Here is an 18,296-nt window from a genome sequence, read left to right as displayed (position 1 = left end):
TATAAATGAAATCATTCCTAAAAATAGTCGCTCTACTCAGTATTACCTTAATTCTAAGTTTTACATTCATAGCTGAAAAAGCCAATGATTGGCTAATTGATAATACAGTTTATGAAGCTCAAGTTTTTAATAAAGGCAAAGACATTGTATTGACTAACGGTCTTATAACCAGAAAAATAAGGATGAGTCCTAATGCAGCTACGGTTGAATTTCGGAATGATGTTACTGGCGAAAATATGTTAAGAAGCATTAAACCAGAAGCAGAAGTTACAATTGATGGTAAGGTATATGCGGTAGGTGGATTAACTGGACTTAAAGAACACGGTTATTTAAAAAATGAATGGATTGATGACTTAGAAACGGATGATTCTGCTTTTCAGTTTAAAAATTACACCAATAATCCAATAGATAGAAAAATAAAATGGAGTAAGAATAAGGAGTTTAATTTAGCTACCAAAGGATTTGCTACAGGAAGAGAAATTGTATTGGAATTTAAACATAAATCACCTGATTTAAAAAAGATTAAAGTATTTGTACATTACGAAATTTATAATGGGGCTCCATTAATTTCTAAATGGATTACTATTGAGAATAATAGTGATAAAGCGGTTACTGTAGATGGATTTAAAAACGAAATGTTGGCTTTTCCTGAACCAGAAAATGCTGTTGATAAACCAGAGCAATGGTTACGTCCGAACATGCATGTAGAAAGTGATTACGCTTTTGGTGGATTTTCAGCAAGTTCAGCCAACCATACTATTTTTTATGAAAAAGATCCCGAATATACTTCGCAAGTTAATTGGAACTTGGAAACGCCGTGTTTACTTGAAAGTAAATTAAAAGTTGGTCCGGACAAACTTTTACAACCAAAGGGAACTTTTGAAAGTTTCCATACTTACGAACTTTTATTAGATGGTACGGACAGAGAACGGAATTCGTTAAGTAAACGAAAAATGTATCGTTTATTGGCTCCATGGTCAACTGAGAATCCAATTTTTATGCATTTAACAAGTACAGATTCAACAGAAGTTGTTTCTGCTATAGATCAATGTAAGGAAACCGGTTACGAAATGGTTATTTTAAGTTTTGGAAGTGGGTTGAATATGGAAGATACCACGGCTGTAAACATACAAAAATTCAAAAACCTAGCAGATTACGCTCATGGTAAAGGTATTGAATTGGGTGGGTATTCACTTTTTTCAAGTAGGAAAATAAATGATGCTGTTGATGTAATTGATAAGGAAACTGGAAAACCAGGAGGTGCTAAATTTGGAAATGCTCCATGTTTGGCAAGTGAATGGGGAGAAAGTTATATTGAAAAATTGAAATATTTTTTAGATAAAACGGGATTTGATTTATTAGAACATGACGGTCCATATCCTGGTGATTTTTGTGCTTCTACAACTCATAAACATCATAAAGGTTATGAAGATTCACAGTGGGAACAATGGAAAATGACCACTGATTTTTATCATTGGCTAAAGGACAAAAGAATTTATTTAAATGCTCCAGATTTTTATTATTTAAACGGTTCAAATAAATGTGGTATTGGGTATCGAGAAGTAAATTGGTCTTTACCTAGAGAGCAGCAAATTATGTTAGGTCGACAAAATATTTACGATGGTACCTGGGAAAAAACACCTTCGATGGCCTGGACATTTGTCCCGTTGACTGAATATCATGGAGGGGGAGAAGAGGCTACTTTAGAGCCATTAAGCAAACATTTACTCGATTATGAAAAACATATGGTTCAGAATTATGGTTCAGGTGTACAAGCTTGTTATCGAGGTCCACGCTTATATGATACAGAAAAAACAAAAGAACTGGTTATTGAACAAATAGATCATTATAAAAAATATAGAGAAATTCTAAATTCAGACATTATTCATTTAAGAAGGCCAGATGGAAGATCTTGGGATGGATTTATGCATGCCAATCCTAATAATTCTGAAAAAGGCTTTGTTATGTTATTTAACCCTACAGAAAATACTATAGACGAAGTTATAAAAGTACCATTATATTATACCGGTATAACGGAATTTGCAACCATATCCGAAAAAGACAAGAAAAAAGGTAAAAAATACGAGTTGAATCGAAATTATGAAGTTGATTTAAGTGTGAAAATTCCAGCAAATGGATATACTTGGTTCCTCATAAAATAGAAATGAAAACGCAACTATTTTTTATTTGCTATTTCTTTCTTTTTACTATTATGGCACAAAAGAAAGAGGATGATTTATACTTATATGATCGTTTTCAACCTATTGCCAAAGAAAATATTTTCAATACACCTAATTTTTACAATTGGGGAGGCTCAATCATTAAAGATAAAAAAGGGAAGTACCATCTTTTTTATTCTCGATGGAAAAAAGAGTATGGTTTTTTAGGTTGGTTGACACATTCAGAAGTTGCCCATGCAACGGCTAAAAATCCTACTGGTCCGTGGAAATATAGGGAAACGGTTTTAAAAGGACGGGGCGAAGGTTTTTGGGATGCTATTACGGCTCATAATCCGAAAATAAAATATTTCGAAGGGAAATACTATCTTTATTATATAGCTACTAATCTAGGCGTAAATAACTACACAGAACAAGACCTGATTGAGACAGCCAAAACAGGCTATAACCATGCCAATTGGAAAATTTTAAGACCCAATCAGCGTACAGGAGTGGCCGTATCAAATTCTTTGAATGGGATATGGGTTAGACAAGATAAGCCATTAATTGAGCCTAGTGGGCCTATTACTACCTTAACCGTAAATCCAGCAATTGAGAGAGGAAAGGACGGTAATTATTATTTAATTGTAAAAGGAGATAAACCTAATGAAACTCGATTTATTAGGAATCAAGCTGTAGCGGTTTCAAACAGACCCGATCGTGGTTTTGTAATTCAAGATAATCCTGTGATTGATTATTTAGACACCGAAGATATGTCTGTTTGGTTTGATAAAAATAGAGAGCGTTATTATGGTGTTTTTCATACAAATGGCTTTATAGGTTTGATAACTTCTGAAAATGGACTGGATTGGGAAAAAGCTACAGAATACGTTCTTAAATTAAAAGAAATCGAACAAAATGATGGCACATTGATAAAACCTGACAGAATGGAACGTCCATTTATATATCATGAAAATGGCGAACCGGTTTTACTTATGGTTACTGTAAAAAAAGATGATGAATCGTATTCTGTTTTTATTCCTATTGAGAAAAAGAGCTCTCCTAAACCCAATAAACGTCAATTGGCATGGCAAGAAGCCGAATTAGGTGTGGTTTTTCATTATGATTTACATGTTTTTGATAATAAAAAATATGGACAGGGTAATAATCGAATTGATCCGGTTGATGACTATCAAATATTTAACCCAGAACATTTAGACACTGACCAATGGGTAAAGGCCGCCAAAGATGCCGGTGCAACATTTGCCATTCTTACAGCTACCCATGAAACGGGTTTTGCTTTATTTCAATCAGATATAAATCCTTATAGTGTCAAAGCGTTAAAATGGCGAGATGGTAAAGGTGATGTTGTAAGAGATTTTGTAGCTTCTTGTAGGAAATATGGAATTAAGCCTGGAATTTATTTAGGCATTCGATGGAACTCTTTTATGGGAGTTCATGATTTTAAGATAAATGGAGAGGGAGCGTTTAAAGAGCAACGACAAAAGTGGTATAATAAAATGGTTGAAGGGATGGTCAAAGAAATTAGTACCAATTATGGTGAATTGTTCGAAATCTGGTTCGATGGAGGTGCAGACCATCCTAAAAATGGTGCACCAGATGTATTGCCGATCGTGCGAAAATATCAACCCAATTGTCTTTTTTATCATAACGGACAATTAGCAGAGGCACGCTGGGGAGGGTCAGAATCTGGTACAGTAGGTTATCCTAATTGGTCCACTTTTCCTTACCCTGTTACAGGGGCCGGTGAGAGTGCTAAAAAAAATATTGCTAAGGATAATTTTAAACTATTGAAACACGGAGACAAAAATGGTAAATTCTGGGTGCCAGCAATGGCAGATGCCCCATTACGAGGATATAACGGACGTCACGAATGGTTTTGGGAACCTGGTGATGACGCACATGTTTTTCCTTTAGAGAATTTGGTGGAAATGTATTACAAATCAGTTGGACGGAATGCAACATTGATTATGGGCCTAACACCAAACCCAGATGGTTTATTACCTGAGCCTGATGTGCAACGCTTAAAAGAATGGGGTGATGAAATTAAAAGACGTTTTTCAAACCCAATTGCTACAACTTCAGGAACAGGTAATGTCGTTGAATTGAAACTAGATAGACCTACTGAAATTAATCATATTATCATTCAAGAGGATATTAAATTTGGTGAACGTATTAGAAAATATCAAGTGGAAGGGCGTTTCAATGGAAAATGGAAAATTATCATCAAAGGAGAAAGTATTGGACATAAAAGAATTGAAAAATTTGATAATATAAAGCTAAGTCGAGTAAGAATTCGAGTATTAGCTTCAGAAAAGCAACCACAAATTAAAAAAATCAGTGTTTATTTAGTAGAATAAATTTCTTTATAATTATGAATACGCGTAAAAATAAAGTAATAGATAAAATTTAATTCTAATTATCCTTCCATAGATAATTTAAATGAAAAGACATTTGACCGTTTAATTGTTTCTAACCAAGGAGGAATCCAATTAGATGTAGTAGAATCAATAATTAAACATTTTAACGGCATAAATGCTTTTCGAAGTCGTTTAGATGTCAATTGTAGAATATTATATGAAATATTCAATTATTTTAGTACATTACCATCCTTTAAAAATCAACCTATAATTTATAATTTATGACAACCCCTTCTAAAAGCAACAGTAACTTAATACCAATGCTGATTATTGGAGCTATGTTCTTCATTTTCGGATTTGTAACTTGGATAAATGGAGTTTTAATTCCATTTATGAAAACTATTAATGAGTTAACAGATACACAATCATATTTAGTGGCATCAGCTTCTTACATCGCCTTTGTAGTAATGGCTTTACCATCATCTTATCTGTTGAAAAAAGTAGGATATAAAAAGGGTATGTCCATTGGTTTAATATTAATGGCTGTTGGAGCATTGGTGTTTATACCCGCGGCCGAAGCCAGAACCTATTGGATGTTTTTAGCTGGAATCTTTATTCAAGGTACGGGTATGACCTTATTACAAACTGCAGCAAACCCATATATAACGATATTAGGACCTATTGAAAGTGGAGCAAAACGGATTGCAATGATGGGTATTGCCAATAAAGTGGCAGGATCTTTAGGCTCAATAGTTTTTGGAGCATTACTGTTATCGGGTATAGATGATATAAAAGATAAAGTGAGTACTGTTTCTTCAGATGAAAAGATGCAACTATTGGATACTATGGCCAATAGTGTAGTAGTGCCATATATAATAATGGCAGTAGTATTATTCCTTTTTGGTTTATTAGTTTTAAGAGCACCATTACCAGAATTAGAAGGTGATGAAGACGAGGAAGTTGCTGAAGGTGAAACGGCTAAAACTAGTATTTTTCAATTCCCACATTTATGGTTAGGTGTATTAACGTTGTTTGTTTATGTTGGTGCAGAAGTAATTGCTGGTGATTCTATAATTGCCTATGGTTTATCAATAGGTATCCCCGCAGCTGAGGCAAGTAAATTCACCTCCTTTACGTTAGGAGCAATGGTGTTTATGTATGCTCTCGGTGTATTTTTGATACCAAAATATCTAAGTCAAGGCCTTGCGTTAAGAATTAGTGCAGTACTTGGTGTTATCTTTTCAGTTTGTATTTTATTAACTACTGGTTTTACTTCGGTATTATTCGTAGCTTCTTTAGGTATTGCAAATGCATTGGTATGGCCGGCAGTTTGGCCTTTAACCTTACATGGATTAGGGAAATTTACCAAAACAGCTTCCGCTTTATTAGTTATGGCAATTTCTGGTGGGGCGATAATTCCACCATTATATGGTAGATTGGTAGATTCTGGTAAACATGAATTAATTGCTAGTGGTATTTCTGAAGCTGAAGCAATGGCAAGTTCTGCGAATAGTAGCTATTGGATTCTTTTACCTTGTTATATAATTATTTTATATTATGCTGTTTGGGGGCATAAACTAGGTTTTAAAAAGAAATAAAATTAGGGATTGTCCCTTTGAGGATTATCGAAATGGAAAAATATTTTTATTGAAGATACCGAGCAGAGTTCATTAGGGGTGTATTTTCCTTTTTTAATAAGATGTTAAAATGAAAAATAGAGTTGAATCTGTAGATATACTAAGGGGTTTAACCATAGTCGCAATGATTATGGTGAATAATCCAGGAAGTTGGGGGAGTATTTATCCACCACTTATGCATGCAGAATGGCATGGGTTGACACCAACTGATTTGGTTTTTCCTTTCTTTTTATATATTGTGGGTATTTCAATTTCTTACGCGTATAAAAACAAGCCCAATACTTGGTTAACGTATAAAAAAATAACCATTAGAGGTTTAAAATTAATAGGCTTAGGCTTATTCTTAGGATGGTTTTTGCCTTATTTTCCGTTTTTTAAAAGTTTTGAATCACTAAGGTTTCCTGGTGTTTTACAAAGAATAGGTGTCGTGTTTTTTATTGCAGCTATTTTATTTCTAAATTTTGACTGGAAAAAACTATTAGCCATTGGTTTTGTCATTTTAGTTGGCTATTGGTTGTTTTTAGGCTTTGTTCCATTACCTGATGGGGAAATACCCACTTTTGATAGGGCTTCAAATAATTGGGCTAATTATATTGATTTAAATGTATTGGGCAATCATATGTGGAAAGATGATTATGATCCAGAAGGTTTGTTAAGTACGTTACCCGCTATAGTTACCTGTATTATAGGAATTTTAATAGGAAAGGTGTTGGCTTCAAAAGAACTCAAGAAAACACAATTTTTATTAATTATTGGTGCTATGTTATTACTTACAGGGTATATATGGAGTCTTTGGTTTCCGTTAAATAAAGCTCTTTGGTCAAGTAGTTTTGTGCTCGTAACTAGTGGCTGGGCAACACTAATTTTGGCCATAGTTTATTATGTGACCGATGTTAAAAAAATAAAAATTGGTACTATTTTTAAATATGTAGGAAGTAATGCTATTACCATATTTTTCTTGTCAAGTTTTATAGCAAAAACGTTCTATCTTACTAAAATAGGGGAGAACCAAAGCATTCATTCATGGTTATATCAAACCTTTTATACAAGTTGGATTTCTATTGACAAATTAGCATCACTAATGTATGCTTTAACGGTAATAACCTTCTATTTAGTTTTAGGATACATTATGTATAAGCGGAAGATTTTTATTAAGGTTTAGTATTTTTATTGATTACATTTATTTTCTTAAGTTTAAAACCATTAATTTCACCTAAACTTTACCCTTATGAATTCTCAAAATTATAAAAACCACGCTCGTTTTAGCCCAGTTTATCATTTTTTTGCAATACCACTATCTTTAATTGTACTTATTGGTACCATTGTTAATGTTGTAAAATCATCAGAACAAAATTTTTATAGTGCCACTTTATTAGTAATGGTTGCTCTTCTTTTAATATTGGCCATGCTTTTTGCTCGTACTTTCGCGTTAAAAGCACAAGATAGGGCTATCAGGGCAGAAGAAAATTTAAAACATTTTGTTTTATCAGGAAAACCATTAGATAGTAACCTAACGACTCGTCAAATCATTGGTCTACGTTTTGCTTCTGATGAAGAATTTCCAGATTTAGCAAAAAAAGCCGTAGCCGACAAATTATCGGAAAAAGAAATCAAGAAATTAGTAAAAAATTGGAGAGGTGATTATTACCGCATATAGAGACAGTTTGATATTTTAATTTCAAACTGTCTCCTGTTTTTAATACAACTTGTATTCAGGTGATTTTATGCCTTGCATTCGTAAGGCTACTAATGCTTGCCCTCTATGATGTGCTGTATGCTCACCAATAAATTGAAATGCTTTTTCTTTTGCAAAAGCTGGTTGTTGGGGGTCAAAAGGAACTACAAATGTTTCAGCCAATTGTTCATCACTCATGTTTTGAAAGGTAGAAATAACCAAATTATATGATTCGGAAATTGCTTTTAAACAAGCTTCCTTCGAAACTCCCATTTCCTTTTCCATTTTTGCGGCAGCAGCAAAATCTTCTTGACTTGGCATCGGTTCTCCCTTTACAAATAAAGCAATTAAAAATTTTGACGAGGTAGCAATATGAGCCATTTGTTCTCCAAAGCTTCTTACAGAGTCCGTTGGTTTAAACGTATATTTTTCGGCAGGCATAGCCTCTGCTATTTGAAGTGTATACGCCTTAGAGCTACTTAATACTTCAATATATGCTTTTACGTTAGTGTTTTTGGTAATTTTATTTTCAACTTTAATAAAAGCAACGGTACTCATTACAAGTATTCCAAGGGTAAAATAAATAATAGATTTTTGATTCACAATTAAAAAATTGCTCTTTTGATGCTCGTGATTTTTTTTTGAAAAGTTCATAATAAATTAGTTTAGTTTGCATTAAAGATAATAATAAAAATTTAACTCATTGGTAGTGAGTAAGTTTGACTTTTTGGATTTAACATGCTAATACCCTTTTATTGTCTTTAGTATTTTTCGTAATATTACAGTACAAAACCAACCTAATGGAAGACGAAAAGAATATTTCTGAAATTGATATAAGTTCTAAAGTTACACATAACAAAATAATAGATAATAAAGAACTTAATATTTGGGAAGCTTTGACTCCAGTTTTAATATTAATGGCCTTGTTAGCCTATAATATTTTTTATAAAGAAGGGGAATGGTTGGGTGAATATTCAAATCAATTTATTTTGTTAATTGGTGGAGGTATAGCTGCCATAGTCGGATTTTTAAATAAAGTTCCTTTAAATATAATGCTTACCGAAATTTGGGAAAACTGGAAAAGTGTTTTTGTTCCCATAATGATTTTGTTTTTGGTTGGTGCTTTGGCTGGTACTTGGTTGGTAAGTGGAGTTATACCAGCAATGGTGTATTACGGACTTCAATTATTAAGTCCCAGTATATTTTTACCAGCATCTGTTGTTATTGCAGCTGTTATTTCAATAGCTACAGGTAGTTCTTGGACCACTTCAGCCACAGTAGGTATTGCTTTAGTTGGTATTGGTACTGCACTGGGAATTCCTACAGGAATGATTGCTGGTGCTGTAATTTCAGGAGCTTATTTTGGTGATAAAATGTCACCTTTAAGTGATACTACAAATCTTGCTCCTGCCATGGCAGGCACAGATTTGTTTACGCATATAAAATACATGTCAATTACAACTGTACCTACAATTTTAATAACTTTAATTGTTTTTGGAATACTAAGTACTACCATAGAGACTAATGGTAATGCTAACGTTAGTAATTTATTAGATACTATTAAATCCACTTTTCATATAACACCTTATTTGTTTATTGTACCATTAACGGTTATCGCTCTGATATTATTAAAAACAAAACCTTTGATAGCTTTAAGTGCAGGTGTCTTATTAGCCGCTGTTTTTGCATTTATTTTTCAATCAGATGTTTTAAGTAGTTTGTCTGAAAGTAATTTTCAATCCATAATTAATGCAGTATTCGTAGATACTGAGATTGTTACAACAAATGAAAAATTGAATGAATTATTTAGTTCTGGAGGTATGGAAGGTATGCTTTGGACCATCTTTTTAATTATTTGTGCTATGGTTTTTGGTGGCGTAATGGATGGTATTGGTGCGTTGGCCAGAATTACAAAAGCCTTATTAAGTTTGGCATCTTCAGTTTTTGGCTTATTTTCTGCAACAGTGGTAAGTTGTTTAGGTTTAAATATTGTGGCTTCTGATCAGTATTTAGCCATAGTAATCCCTGGTAAAATGTTTAAAAAGGCTTATGAAGATAAAGGTTTAGCTCCTGAAAATTTAAGTAGAACCTTAGAAGATTCAGGTACGGTAACTTCAGTGCTAATACCATGGAATACTTGTGGTGCTTACCAATCTAGTGTTTTAGGTGTTGGTGTAGGTGAGTATTTTATCTATGCAATTTTTAATTGGTTAAGTCCTTTTATGACATTAATTTTTGCTGCATTGAATATAAAAATTAGAATGCTAGCTGGTAAGGAAATTAAATAAAGAAATTCCAAACCAAACCAAACCGAATAACAAAATCTCTATAGGGATAATTTGGAGCTGAATAATAATCTGCCGTTTTACCAAAACTAGAATTAAAGTGCTCAAATTTTAGATAAAGTCTTGTGCGTTGTACTTGTGCATTTATAAAAAAATCTAATACTGGGTAACCACCAATTTCCTGTTCGTTTTGTAAATAAAATTCTGATAATACAGGGTTATAGCTATTGGCATAATATTTAGTAAAATAGTTTAATGTTACGCCTGTTTGAAGGTATAAAGGATCACCTTTAAATAAATGATCAGCAAAGTATAAGGTGTTTCTAGTTACTAACTCAGGTACTCTAAAAACAGAACTTCCTTGGGCTACTTTTTGATACATTATAGTATTATCTAATGCAAATTTACCCAATCGTAATTCTTTAGATATTTTTAATTTAAGGTAATTTACAGTAAAATCTGTCTGACTAGGAGAAGTAAAACCGACAGTAGCAGTGTCTCCAAAATAAGCGTAATTATCTATTTGTGTAATTTGTGCAGAAGCGTTTAAAATTCTATCAGATTTTAAATCGAATAATAAGGTTCTTGTACGTTCATTTTTTAAGCTTCCAGACCAATTGAAATTGATATAATTACTTTGATTTAATTCAAAATTTAAGTTTGGTGATTTACTGTTTGTCAATAATGTGCCTTTAAAAGTAAAAAGACTGTCTTGTTTATATTCAGCAGAACCCTTAAAATAGTTGCCAACAAGGTCTCCAGATAATGTTGTTGCAGTTTCTACATTAATGTTGAATTTCTTAAAATTGGTTTGCCAAGCTCCACCAATTGAAACAGAATTCCCTTTTATTGATGATGGAACTAAGTCATCACCAAAATAAACGGCACTATTATAATTGTAATTATAATTAAAATGTGTTGCTTTAAATTGTAGCTCACCCAATACCAAAGGCGATTTTAAAGCAACAAAGCCTTCATTTTTTAATGTAATATAGTTTAATTTATCAGCAATACTTGTATCAAAAGCATCTCCAAAAATACTATTTGCAGCCGTTTGTGTGAAGTAATAATGTTTGCGTTCGTAATTGAAAATATGCCCAACTTTTAAATAACTCTTTTTATGACGTACCGTATCATTTCGTTGCCAAATTTTATAATTGTGATCTAAATAATACCTATTTCCACGTAAGGAGCTTAACCCGTCTTCAAAATTTGTTTCTAATCTACCTCTATCACTAAAATTAGGATCTTTACTTTCAAAATAGGATAAAGATAACTCTGGTAATCCTCCATTATCTTGATTTGATAGGTCTTGTGCCGTTATATGAGCATTTAAATTGTAGGCATCATTTTTAGTTTGATAACTATATGTAAAACGCATGTTACCATGGCTACTTAAAGTACTTCTGTATTTTCCTAAGGAACGTAATCCTTTATAAGCAATAGAAATATTTTGACGCTCAGAGGTGTTAAAAGTTAATAGTGCATCTAAAAATTGACCTTGCTCTAAGCCCGTTCTATAGGCCAATTCAGAAGTGGGAGTAGGTACCTTATAATAGTTGATGTCTTCTATTTCATAATAGTTAAAATGCATGGCTCTATTTCCCATTTCAGGAAATAATGAAACTTCAGAAAAATCATAGCCTAAACTATTAAAAGTTTGTCCTTGATTTTGAAAAGCTAATAATTCGAAATTATCTTTACGTAAAAAATTAAATATATAATCTTTATTTATTGTTAAGGTAGTATCAATATATGTGGTATCTCCTTTATAAGAAATTTTTTTATAATCTGTATAATGTGTTTTTCCACTTAGTTGTACATCAATCATACGATTATCTCTTACAGAGTCTCTTTCTGATAGATCTTCTCCATTAATTCCTCTTGGTGAATTAATAGGGTTAATTTGAGAGTGTATACCAAAGCTGAAGCAAAGGGTTAATAATAAAAAAAAGTATTTTTGCATAAACTAATAATTGCAACAAAGGTAAAATAATTGTTTGATAAAATTTTGCCAAAATTTCGTATTACTTTTGATATATAAATAAGATTTATAATATGTTACAATTAAATTATTCAGGCTTTGAATTAGAAGTAGGTACAGATGAAGCGGGGAGAGGTTGCTTGGCAGGGCCAGTTGTGGCAGCCGCCGTAATTTTGCCCAAAAAATTTAAACATTCTTTTCTTAATGATTCAAAGCAGTTGACTGAAAAGCAACGCGTTCAATTAAGACCCTATATTGAGGAAAATGCTTTAGCGTATGCCGTTAGCTTTGTTTGGCAAGATAAAATTGATGAAATAAATATTTTACAGAGTTCTATTTTGGCAATGCATCAGGCTATAGATCAACTCTCTTTAAAAGCTGAATATATAATTGTAGATGGTAATAAATTCAATCCATATAAAGAAGTACCACATGAAACTATTGTAAAGGGTGATAGTAAATTTATGAGTATAGCCGCAGCTTCAGTATTAGCAAAAACCTATCGCGATGAGTATATGAAAAAACTTCACGATGATTTTCCACACTACAATTGGAAACAGAATAAAGGGTACCCTACTAAGCAGCATAGGTTGGCAATTAAAGCGTTTGGAACAACAGAACATCATAGGTTGACATTTAGGTTATTGTCTTCATAATAGAAATTTTAGCATAGGGGGGTTTTCCCCCATTTTATAAGTGCTACTTGACTTGACCGATTTATTTTCTTACTATTGGTAATAGTAAGCCCGAAAGTAAAATGCAAAAGGTAGAATTGAACTTATAAAAGTATAATTATGAAAAATATAATATTAGGATTGTGCTTGTTTTTCACACTACAATTAGTAGCTCAAGATTGTAATTTCTTAATTCTAAATGAAGGTACATTATTAGAATATACCCAATTTAATAAAAAAGGTAAAGAGACTTCGAAAAGTACGCATAAGACTGAAAACATAAGCAGTGCGGGTGGTAAGATTTCAGCTTTAATTAAAATGTCTACTTCTACTGGTAAGGAAGATGAAACATTTAGTTCAGAATATAAAGTGTTATGCACAGATGGTTTGATTGCAATAGATATGATTCGTTTTTTTGATAGTAATCAAATTTCTAATTATAATAGTGACGACTTTACAGTTGAAATGCAAGGAGATATACTCGAGTTTCCTAATAAAATGAAAGTTGGTACTAATTTGAATGATGGGTCAATTACGGTAACAGTATTTAATAATGATTTAAAGATTGTTACAGTAACGATGGATATTACCAATAGAAAGATTGTGGGAAATGAATCAATTACCACTAAAGCAGGAACATTTAATTGCATTAAACTGACTTATGATTTTGAAAGTAAGATAGGTTTTATAAAAGTGAAAGGTAGCGGTGTAGAATGGCATAGTGAAGACAAAGCAATAATTAAATCTGAATCGTATAATAAAAAAGGGAAGTTAATAGGTTCACAAGAATTAACTAAAATTAGTAAATAGTTTTCTTAACATAGAAGAATAACTGTTATTCAAATTGAAAATTCAAAAAGGTAATACTACATTTGCCATTCTAAATTTTCAATAACATGATTAAAAGAAACAAGGCATTTATTTCAAAATTTATTATTCATAAGGTAGGTAATAAATTTAACGAAGCTAAAAATGTGTATTCAGAAGATGTAGTAACGTTTGATGAAGATAGCTATAAATTAATGCAGCCTTTTTTATTAAAACCTTTTGGTAACTTAACAGAGAGTTATCGTTTTAACCATCATGCAGATATTAATTTAAATGAAATTAATAGCTATGCCCAAAACATTTTTAAAGAGGAGAGTTCATTTATTGAAGTTTCAAAAAATGTAGTTAAACATTTATTTGAACAGTCTAATTCGGCTCAAATAAAAACAGGTGACGTTATCATTGCCTTATTTGAAGATATTGAATACAGAGATGTAAATACGCAAGCGTTGGGTATTTTTAAAATTGAAAACAAAGCCGACTTTTTTCAAACCTATTTAGAGGATAATAGTTATGATGTTTTTGTGCAAAAAGGGATAAGTACAAAAAGAGTTGATAAAGGGTGTTTGGTAATCAACTCTCAAGATGATGCTGGTTATACTGTTTTAACAGTAGATAACAATAATTACGACGCTCAATATTGGATACAGAATTTTTTAAATATTAAATTCGCTGATGATAGTAATAGACATACTCAGGTTTATATAGATTTGTGTAAAGACTTTTCTGAAGAGGTTATAAAACAAGAATTTGGTAATCAACAACAAAATCAGTTTTTAGCACAAACCATTGACTTTTTTAAGGAAAATGAAACGGTTAATGTCGACGATTTTAAAGAAACCGTTTTTGAAGAAGAGGGCACAAAAGAATTGTTTGAAGGTTATAAAAAACAATTTGAAGACACAAATGGTGTATTGGTTCGCAATCAGTTTTCTATTTCAGAAGCGGTTGTAAAAAAACAAAAGAAAAAGATAAAAACAGAAATTAAATTAGATACAAATATTCAAATAAAATTGGATATTGATGCTCCAGATGCAGCTGAAGAGTATTTAGAAAAAGGCTATGACGAAGTGCGTAAAATGCAATATTATAAAGTCTATTTTAATGAAGAAGATTGATGCAAAAGGTCACATGAAGAACCTTTATGGTCTTACTTTTAGTATACAACAACAGAAAAGTACCATGAATTAAATATTCACTTGGTCCTTAACAAAGGTTACTTCAAACACATCTGTAAAGTGTTTTAATATTTTAGATTTTACTTCTTCAATATTTAATGTTGAACCCAATTCAACTTCCATAGAGGTAACCGCTTTACCACGAATACCACAGGGAATAATATGATCAAAATACCCTAAGTTGGTATTTGCGTTTAAAGCAAAACCATGCATCGTTACCCAACGACTACTTCGCACACCTAACGCACAAATTTTACGGGCAAATGGAGTGCCAACATCTAGCCAAACCCCTGTTTCACCTTTACTTCGCTCTCCTTTAATTCCATATTCAGCCAAAACCCTGATAATAGTTTCTTCTAAAGATCGCATATACTTGCCAATATCATTAAAGAAATTATCTAAATCTAAAATAGGGTAGCCCACTATTTGTCCAAAACCGTGATAGGTAATATCGCCACCTCTATTAATCTTATGAAAGGTGATGCCTTTGTCTACAAGTTGTTTTTCATCTAGTAATAAATTATTTAAATCGCCACTTTTTCCTAAGGTATAAACATGCGGATGCTCTACAAATAAAAAATGATTAGGCGTTTTAATACTTAAATTATCATTTCTATTTTTCCGTTTTATTTGAATAATAGCATCAAATAATTCCTCCTGATAATCCCAAGTATCCTTATAATCTTTTGTGCCTAAATCTTGTAGTTGTATGTTTTTATTTTTTATTTCCAATTGTCTATAATAATTCCCTTTCCTAAGGGAAGGGTTAGGGATGGGATTTTTATTTCAATTTCAATGTAAAATCTAGTAATTTCGGGTGTTTTACTAATGAGTCCATTGGTACTTCAATAGTTAATGTTTTACCATCGTTACTAATACTGGCTTCTTTATGTGAAACACTTTTAATTTTTTTCTCAAAATGATAAATTAGTTTATACATGCTACCATCTAGAAAAGAACCTGATTGTTGTATACTTTTATCAACTTCATTTTCTTCTTCTGTCGTCAATTTTTTTGGAATAGTTTTTCTAACGAAATTATTACCATTTAGGCTAAAAGTCACATTTGATTTGTTCATCAAAGGGGCATTACCTTTGTTTTTATTTACGGACATTGCTTTAGTCAGTTTTTCTTCCATATTCTTTATTTCAGAAACATCTTTAAAGTTTAAACCAAAATCCATGAGCATTTTGCCTTTTTCATCATCAACCTGAAGGTGCAAATTCATATCAGCTATGGCTTTTATAGCCGCCTGTTCTTCTTTAGACAATTGTGCAATACTGTCTTTTTTCTCTTCTAAAATATCTTTAAAATTGAAGGTGGTGTCTATCGATTTTGAGGCAGCTGTAGAGTCTTTTGTACCCATGTCTTGCATTTCTTGCATCATTTCGCTCATATCAATTTTAAAATTGTAGGTTCCACTACCATCATTATTAATATGGATTTCTTCTGTAAAAGCACAGCTGGTCAGTAAGAACAATAAACTAGTAACAATTAATAAATTTCTTAACATAGTAATTTTAATTTTTAGGATTATTCAAAATAATTAAAGCTGCAATTACCCCAGGCACCCAACCACATAAGGTTAAAAGGAATACAATTATCATTGATCCACAGCCTTTATCTATAACTGCCAAAGGCGGACAAATAATTGAGAGCAATACTCTAAAACAACCCATAATAATTTAGTTTACAAAGATAGTAGAATTTTATCTACCAATAAGACGTGGTTTATAGTGTTTTGTTACAAGTTTTTGTTTAGAAAATATCATATCTTTGCCGCCAAATTAATAGCATTTATATGGCATTGTCAGAACAAGAAATCGTAAGACGAGAAAAATTACAAAAACTTCGTGAGTTAGGAATCAATCCTTATCCAGCAGATTTATATCCATTAGATCATACTTCTAAGAAGGTGAAATCTGAATTTGAAGAAGGAAAAAAGGTTATTGTTGCTGGACGATTAATGTCACGCCGTATACAAGGAAATGCCAGTTTTGCTGAGTTGCAAGATAGTGATGGTAGAATACAAGTCTATTTTAACCGTGATGAAATTTGTACAGGTGAAGATAAAAGTAAATACAACACTGTCTATAAAAAATTATTAGACATTGGCGACTTTATAGGAATTGAAGGGGAGTTGTTTCTAACTAAAGTTGGCGAAAAAACGATAAAAGTAAAGAATTTTACGCTTTTAAGTAAAACACTAAAGCCATTACCATTACCTAAAGTAGATGCTGAAGGGAATACACATGACGAATTTAATGACCCTGAAATGCGTTACCGTCAACGTTATGCAGATTTGGTAGTAAACCCAAATGTTAAAGAAGTATTTGTAAAACGTACAAAGCTTTTTAATGCGATGCGTAAATATTTTAATGACGCAGGTTATTTTGAAGTTGAGACGCCAGTTTTACAGCCAATTCCAGGAGGTGCTGCGGCAAGACCATTTGTTACGCATCATAATAGTTTAGATATGCCATTGTATATGCGTATTGCTAATGAATTATATCTGAAAAGATTAATTGTCGGAGGATTTGACGGTGTTTATGAGTTTTCTAAAAACTTCCGTAACGAAGGGATGGACAGAACGCATAATCCTGAATTTACAGCTATGGAAATTTATGTAGCGTACAAAGATTATAATTGGATGATGGAGTTTGTAGAAAACCTATTAGAATATTGTGCTGTTGCCGTAAACGGAACCTCAGAAGCTACTTTTGGAGAACATAAAATTAATTTTAAGGCTCCTTACAAAAGAGTAACAATGACCGATTCTATTATTGAGTTTACAGGATTTGATATTACCAATAAATCAGAAGATGAAATTCGTCAAGCTGCTAAGGGTATGGGTATTGATGTTGACGAAACTATGGGGAAAGGGAAGTTGATAGATGAGATTTTTGGAGAAAAATGTGAAGGTAATTATATACAGCCTACGTATATAACTGATTATCCAAAAGAGATGAGCCCGTTGTGTAAAGAGCACCGTACTAATCCTGAACTAACAGAGCGTTTTGAATTGATGGTTTGTGGTAAAGAAGTAGCAAATGCCTATTCTGAATTGAACGATCCGATTGACCAAAGAGAACGTTTTGAGCATCAATTAAAATTAGCTCAAAAAGGTGATGATGAAGCTACAGAATTTATAGATTATGACTTTTTACGTGCATTAGAATATGGTATGCCACCTACATCTGGATTGGGAATTGGTATGGATAGATTAATCATGTTTTTAACCAATCAGCAATCCATTCAAGAAGTATTATTCTTCCCTCAAATGCGTCCAGAAAGAAAGGCTATTGAAATGACAGAGGAAGAAAAGGCAGTTTTAAAACTACTAAAAACAAACTCTCCAATAGATTTGAATGTACTGAAGTCACAATCAGGTTTGAGTAATAAAAAATGGGATAAGACCATAAAAGGGTTGACCAAAAATAAATTAGCTGAAGTCTCTAAAACGGAGGAAGGTCTTTTTGTATCTGCAGTTTAAAACTT

Annotated in this window: 15 protein-coding genes; 10 read left to right on the top strand and 5 right to left on the bottom strand. The window is 32.2% G+C overall.

Annotated features, from left to right (window positions below; all coding sequences use genetic code 11):
* The first annotated feature begins 5 nt into the window (after window positions 1-5).
* The 5 genes from D3P13_RS14700 to D3P13_RS14680 all read left to right on the top strand — a co-directional run bounded on the left by D3P13_RS14700 (window position 6) and on the right by D3P13_RS14680 (window position 7,831).
* The gene (locus D3P13_RS14700; protein WP_117883625.1) at window positions 6-2,162 is read left to right on the top strand and encodes an alpha-galactosidase; all 2,157 of its coding nucleotides are present in this window, start codon (window positions 6-8) and stop codon (window positions 2,160-2,162) included.
* Between the two features lie 2 nt (window positions 2,163-2,164).
* Window positions 2,165-4,537 (top strand): alpha-L-fucosidase, encoded by a 2,373-nt coding sequence (locus D3P13_RS22245; protein WP_232829204.1) that lies wholly within the window; start codon window positions 2,165-2,167, stop codon window positions 4,535-4,537.
* A gap of 281 nt (window positions 4,538-4,818) precedes the next feature.
* Window positions 4,819-6,135, top strand: coding sequence for a sugar MFS transporter (locus D3P13_RS14690; protein ID WP_117883624.1), 1,317 nt, complete (start codon window positions 4,819-4,821; stop codon window positions 6,133-6,135).
* Window positions 6,136-6,244: 109 nt separating this feature from the next.
* Window positions 6,245-7,336, top strand: a complete 1,092-nt coding sequence (locus D3P13_RS14685) for an acyltransferase family protein (protein ID WP_117883623.1) — start codon at window positions 6,245-6,247, stop codon at window positions 7,334-7,336.
* A gap of 66 nt (window positions 7,337-7,402) precedes the next feature.
* Window positions 7,403-7,831: a DUF6526 family protein gene (locus tag D3P13_RS14680; protein ID WP_117883622.1), complete on the top strand. Its 429-nt coding sequence runs from the start codon at window positions 7,403-7,405 to the stop codon at window positions 7,829-7,831.
* Window positions 7,832-7,870: 39 nt separating this feature from the next.
* Here the strand turns inward: D3P13_RS14680 and D3P13_RS14675 are convergent, their stop codons facing one another.
* Window positions 7,871-8,503 carry a DinB family protein gene (locus D3P13_RS14675; protein WP_117883621.1) on the bottom strand — a complete coding sequence of 211 codons (633 nt, stop codon included), beginning with the start codon at window positions 8,501-8,503 and terminating at the stop codon, window positions 7,871-7,873.
* Between the two features lie 146 nt (window positions 8,504-8,649).
* Between D3P13_RS14675 and D3P13_RS14670 the strand changes: the two genes are divergently transcribed.
* Window positions 8,650-10,137 (top strand): Na+/H+ antiporter NhaC family protein, encoded by a 1,488-nt coding sequence (locus tag D3P13_RS14670; RefSeq protein WP_117883620.1) that lies wholly within the window; start codon window positions 8,650-8,652, stop codon window positions 10,135-10,137.
* On the opposite strand, the gene D3P13_RS14665 is transcribed toward D3P13_RS14670, so the two are convergent.
* Window positions 10,130-12,100, bottom strand: coding sequence for a putative porin (locus D3P13_RS14665; protein ID WP_117883619.1), 1,971 nt, complete (start codon window positions 12,098-12,100; stop codon window positions 10,130-10,132). The two genes, D3P13_RS14670 and D3P13_RS14665, sit on opposite strands and share 8 nt — an antisense overlap.
* 92 nt (window positions 12,101-12,192) lie before the next feature.
* Here D3P13_RS14665 and D3P13_RS14660 point away from each other — a divergent pair, with 92 nt between their 5' ends.
* The 3 genes from D3P13_RS14660 (at window position 12,193) to D3P13_RS14650 (ending at window position 14,738) form a co-directional block, all read left to right on the top strand.
* Window positions 12,193-12,774, top strand: a complete 582-nt coding sequence (locus D3P13_RS14660; RefSeq protein WP_117883618.1) for a ribonuclease HII — start codon at window positions 12,193-12,195, stop codon at window positions 12,772-12,774.
* 138 nt (window positions 12,775-12,912) lie between these two features.
* Window positions 12,913-13,602, top strand: coding sequence for a TapB family protein (locus D3P13_RS14655; RefSeq protein WP_117883617.1), 690 nt, complete (start codon window positions 12,913-12,915; stop codon window positions 13,600-13,602).
* 86 nt (window positions 13,603-13,688) lie between these two features.
* Window positions 13,689-14,738, top strand: a complete 1,050-nt coding sequence (locus D3P13_RS14650) for a nucleoid-associated protein (protein WP_117883616.1) — start codon at window positions 13,689-13,691, stop codon at window positions 14,736-14,738.
* A 69-nt stretch (window positions 14,739-14,807) separates the two neighbouring features.
* Here the strand turns inward: D3P13_RS14650 and lipB are convergent, their stop codons facing one another.
* From lipB to D3P13_RS14635, 3 genes are read right to left on the bottom strand one after another with little or no spacing between them, the layout of a single operon-like run.
* Window positions 14,808-15,530 (bottom strand): lipoyl(octanoyl) transferase LipB, encoded by a 723-nt coding sequence (gene lipB / locus D3P13_RS14645; RefSeq protein ID WP_198680037.1) that lies wholly within the window; start codon window positions 15,528-15,530, stop codon window positions 14,808-14,810.
* A 49-nt stretch (window positions 15,531-15,579) separates the two neighbouring features.
* Complete coding sequence (locus tag D3P13_RS14640; RefSeq protein ID WP_117883615.1) at window positions 15,580-16,311, bottom strand: hypothetical protein; 732 nt, start codon at window positions 16,309-16,311, stop codon at window positions 15,580-15,582.
* A 7-nt stretch (window positions 16,312-16,318) separates the two neighbouring features.
* Window positions 16,319-16,477 (bottom strand): YqaE/Pmp3 family membrane protein, encoded by a 159-nt coding sequence (locus D3P13_RS14635; RefSeq protein WP_117883614.1) that lies wholly within the window; start codon window positions 16,475-16,477, stop codon window positions 16,319-16,321.
* 122 nt (window positions 16,478-16,599) lie between these two features.
* Here D3P13_RS14635 and lysS point away from each other — a divergent pair, with 122 nt between their 5' ends.
* The gene (lysS, locus tag D3P13_RS14630; protein ID WP_117883613.1) at window positions 16,600-18,291 is read left to right on the top strand and encodes a lysine--tRNA ligase; all 1,692 of its coding nucleotides are present in this window, start codon (window positions 16,600-16,602) and stop codon (window positions 18,289-18,291) included.
* Window positions 18,292-18,296 lie beyond the last annotated feature (5 nt).

The sequence above is a fragment of the Aureibaculum luteum genome, from assembly GCF_003449015.1.
GTDB classification, from domain to species: domain Bacteria; phylum Bacteroidota; class Bacteroidia; order Flavobacteriales; family Flavobacteriaceae; genus Aureibaculum; species Aureibaculum luteum.
Note: the sequence above shows the minus strand (reverse complement) of the source record. Positions and strands in the feature narration are given on the sequence as shown.

Excerpts from the sequence above, each read along its gene's own strand:
- D3P13_RS14680 (WP_117883622.1), top strand. The coding sequence starts at position 7,403 with ATGAATTCTCAAAATTATAAAAACCACGCTCGTTTTAGCCCAGTTTAT.
- D3P13_RS14640 (WP_117883615.1), bottom strand. The coding sequence starts at position 16,311 with ATGTTAAGAAATTTATTAATTGTTACTAGTTTATTGTTCTTACTGACC.
- D3P13_RS14665 (WP_117883619.1), bottom strand. The coding sequence starts at position 12,100 with ATGCAAAAATACTTTTTTTTATTATTAACCCTTTGCTTCAGCTTTGGT.
- D3P13_RS14635 (WP_117883614.1), bottom strand. The coding sequence starts at position 16,477 with ATGGGTTGTTTTAGAGTATTGCTCTCAATTATTTGTCCGCCTTTGGCA.
- D3P13_RS14655 (WP_117883617.1), top strand. The coding sequence starts at position 12,913 with ATGAAAAATATAATATTAGGATTGTGCTTGTTTTTCACACTACAATTA.
- D3P13_RS14675 (WP_117883621.1), bottom strand. The coding sequence starts at position 8,503 with ATGAACTTTTCAAAAAAAAATCACGAGCATCAAAAGAGCAATTTTTTA.
- D3P13_RS14660 (WP_117883618.1), top strand. The coding sequence starts at position 12,193 with ATGTTACAATTAAATTATTCAGGCTTTGAATTAGAAGTAGGTACAGAT.
- D3P13_RS22245 (WP_232829204.1), top strand. The coding sequence starts at position 2,165 with ATGAAAACGCAACTATTTTTTATTTGCTATTTCTTTCTTTTTACTATT.
- D3P13_RS14670 (WP_117883620.1), top strand. The coding sequence starts at position 8,650 with ATGGAAGACGAAAAGAATATTTCTGAAATTGATATAAGTTCTAAAGTT.
- D3P13_RS14690 (WP_117883624.1), top strand. The coding sequence starts at position 4,819 with ATGACAACCCCTTCTAAAAGCAACAGTAACTTAATACCAATGCTGATT.
- D3P13_RS14700 (WP_117883625.1), top strand. The coding sequence starts at position 6 with ATGAAATCATTCCTAAAAATAGTCGCTCTACTCAGTATTACCTTAATT.
- lysS (WP_117883613.1), top strand. The coding sequence starts at position 16,600 with ATGGCATTGTCAGAACAAGAAATCGTAAGACGAGAAAAATTACAAAAA.
- D3P13_RS14650 (WP_117883616.1), top strand. The coding sequence starts at position 13,689 with ATGATTAAAAGAAACAAGGCATTTATTTCAAAATTTATTATTCATAAG.
- D3P13_RS14685 (WP_117883623.1), top strand. The coding sequence starts at position 6,245 with ATGAAAAATAGAGTTGAATCTGTAGATATACTAAGGGGTTTAACCATA.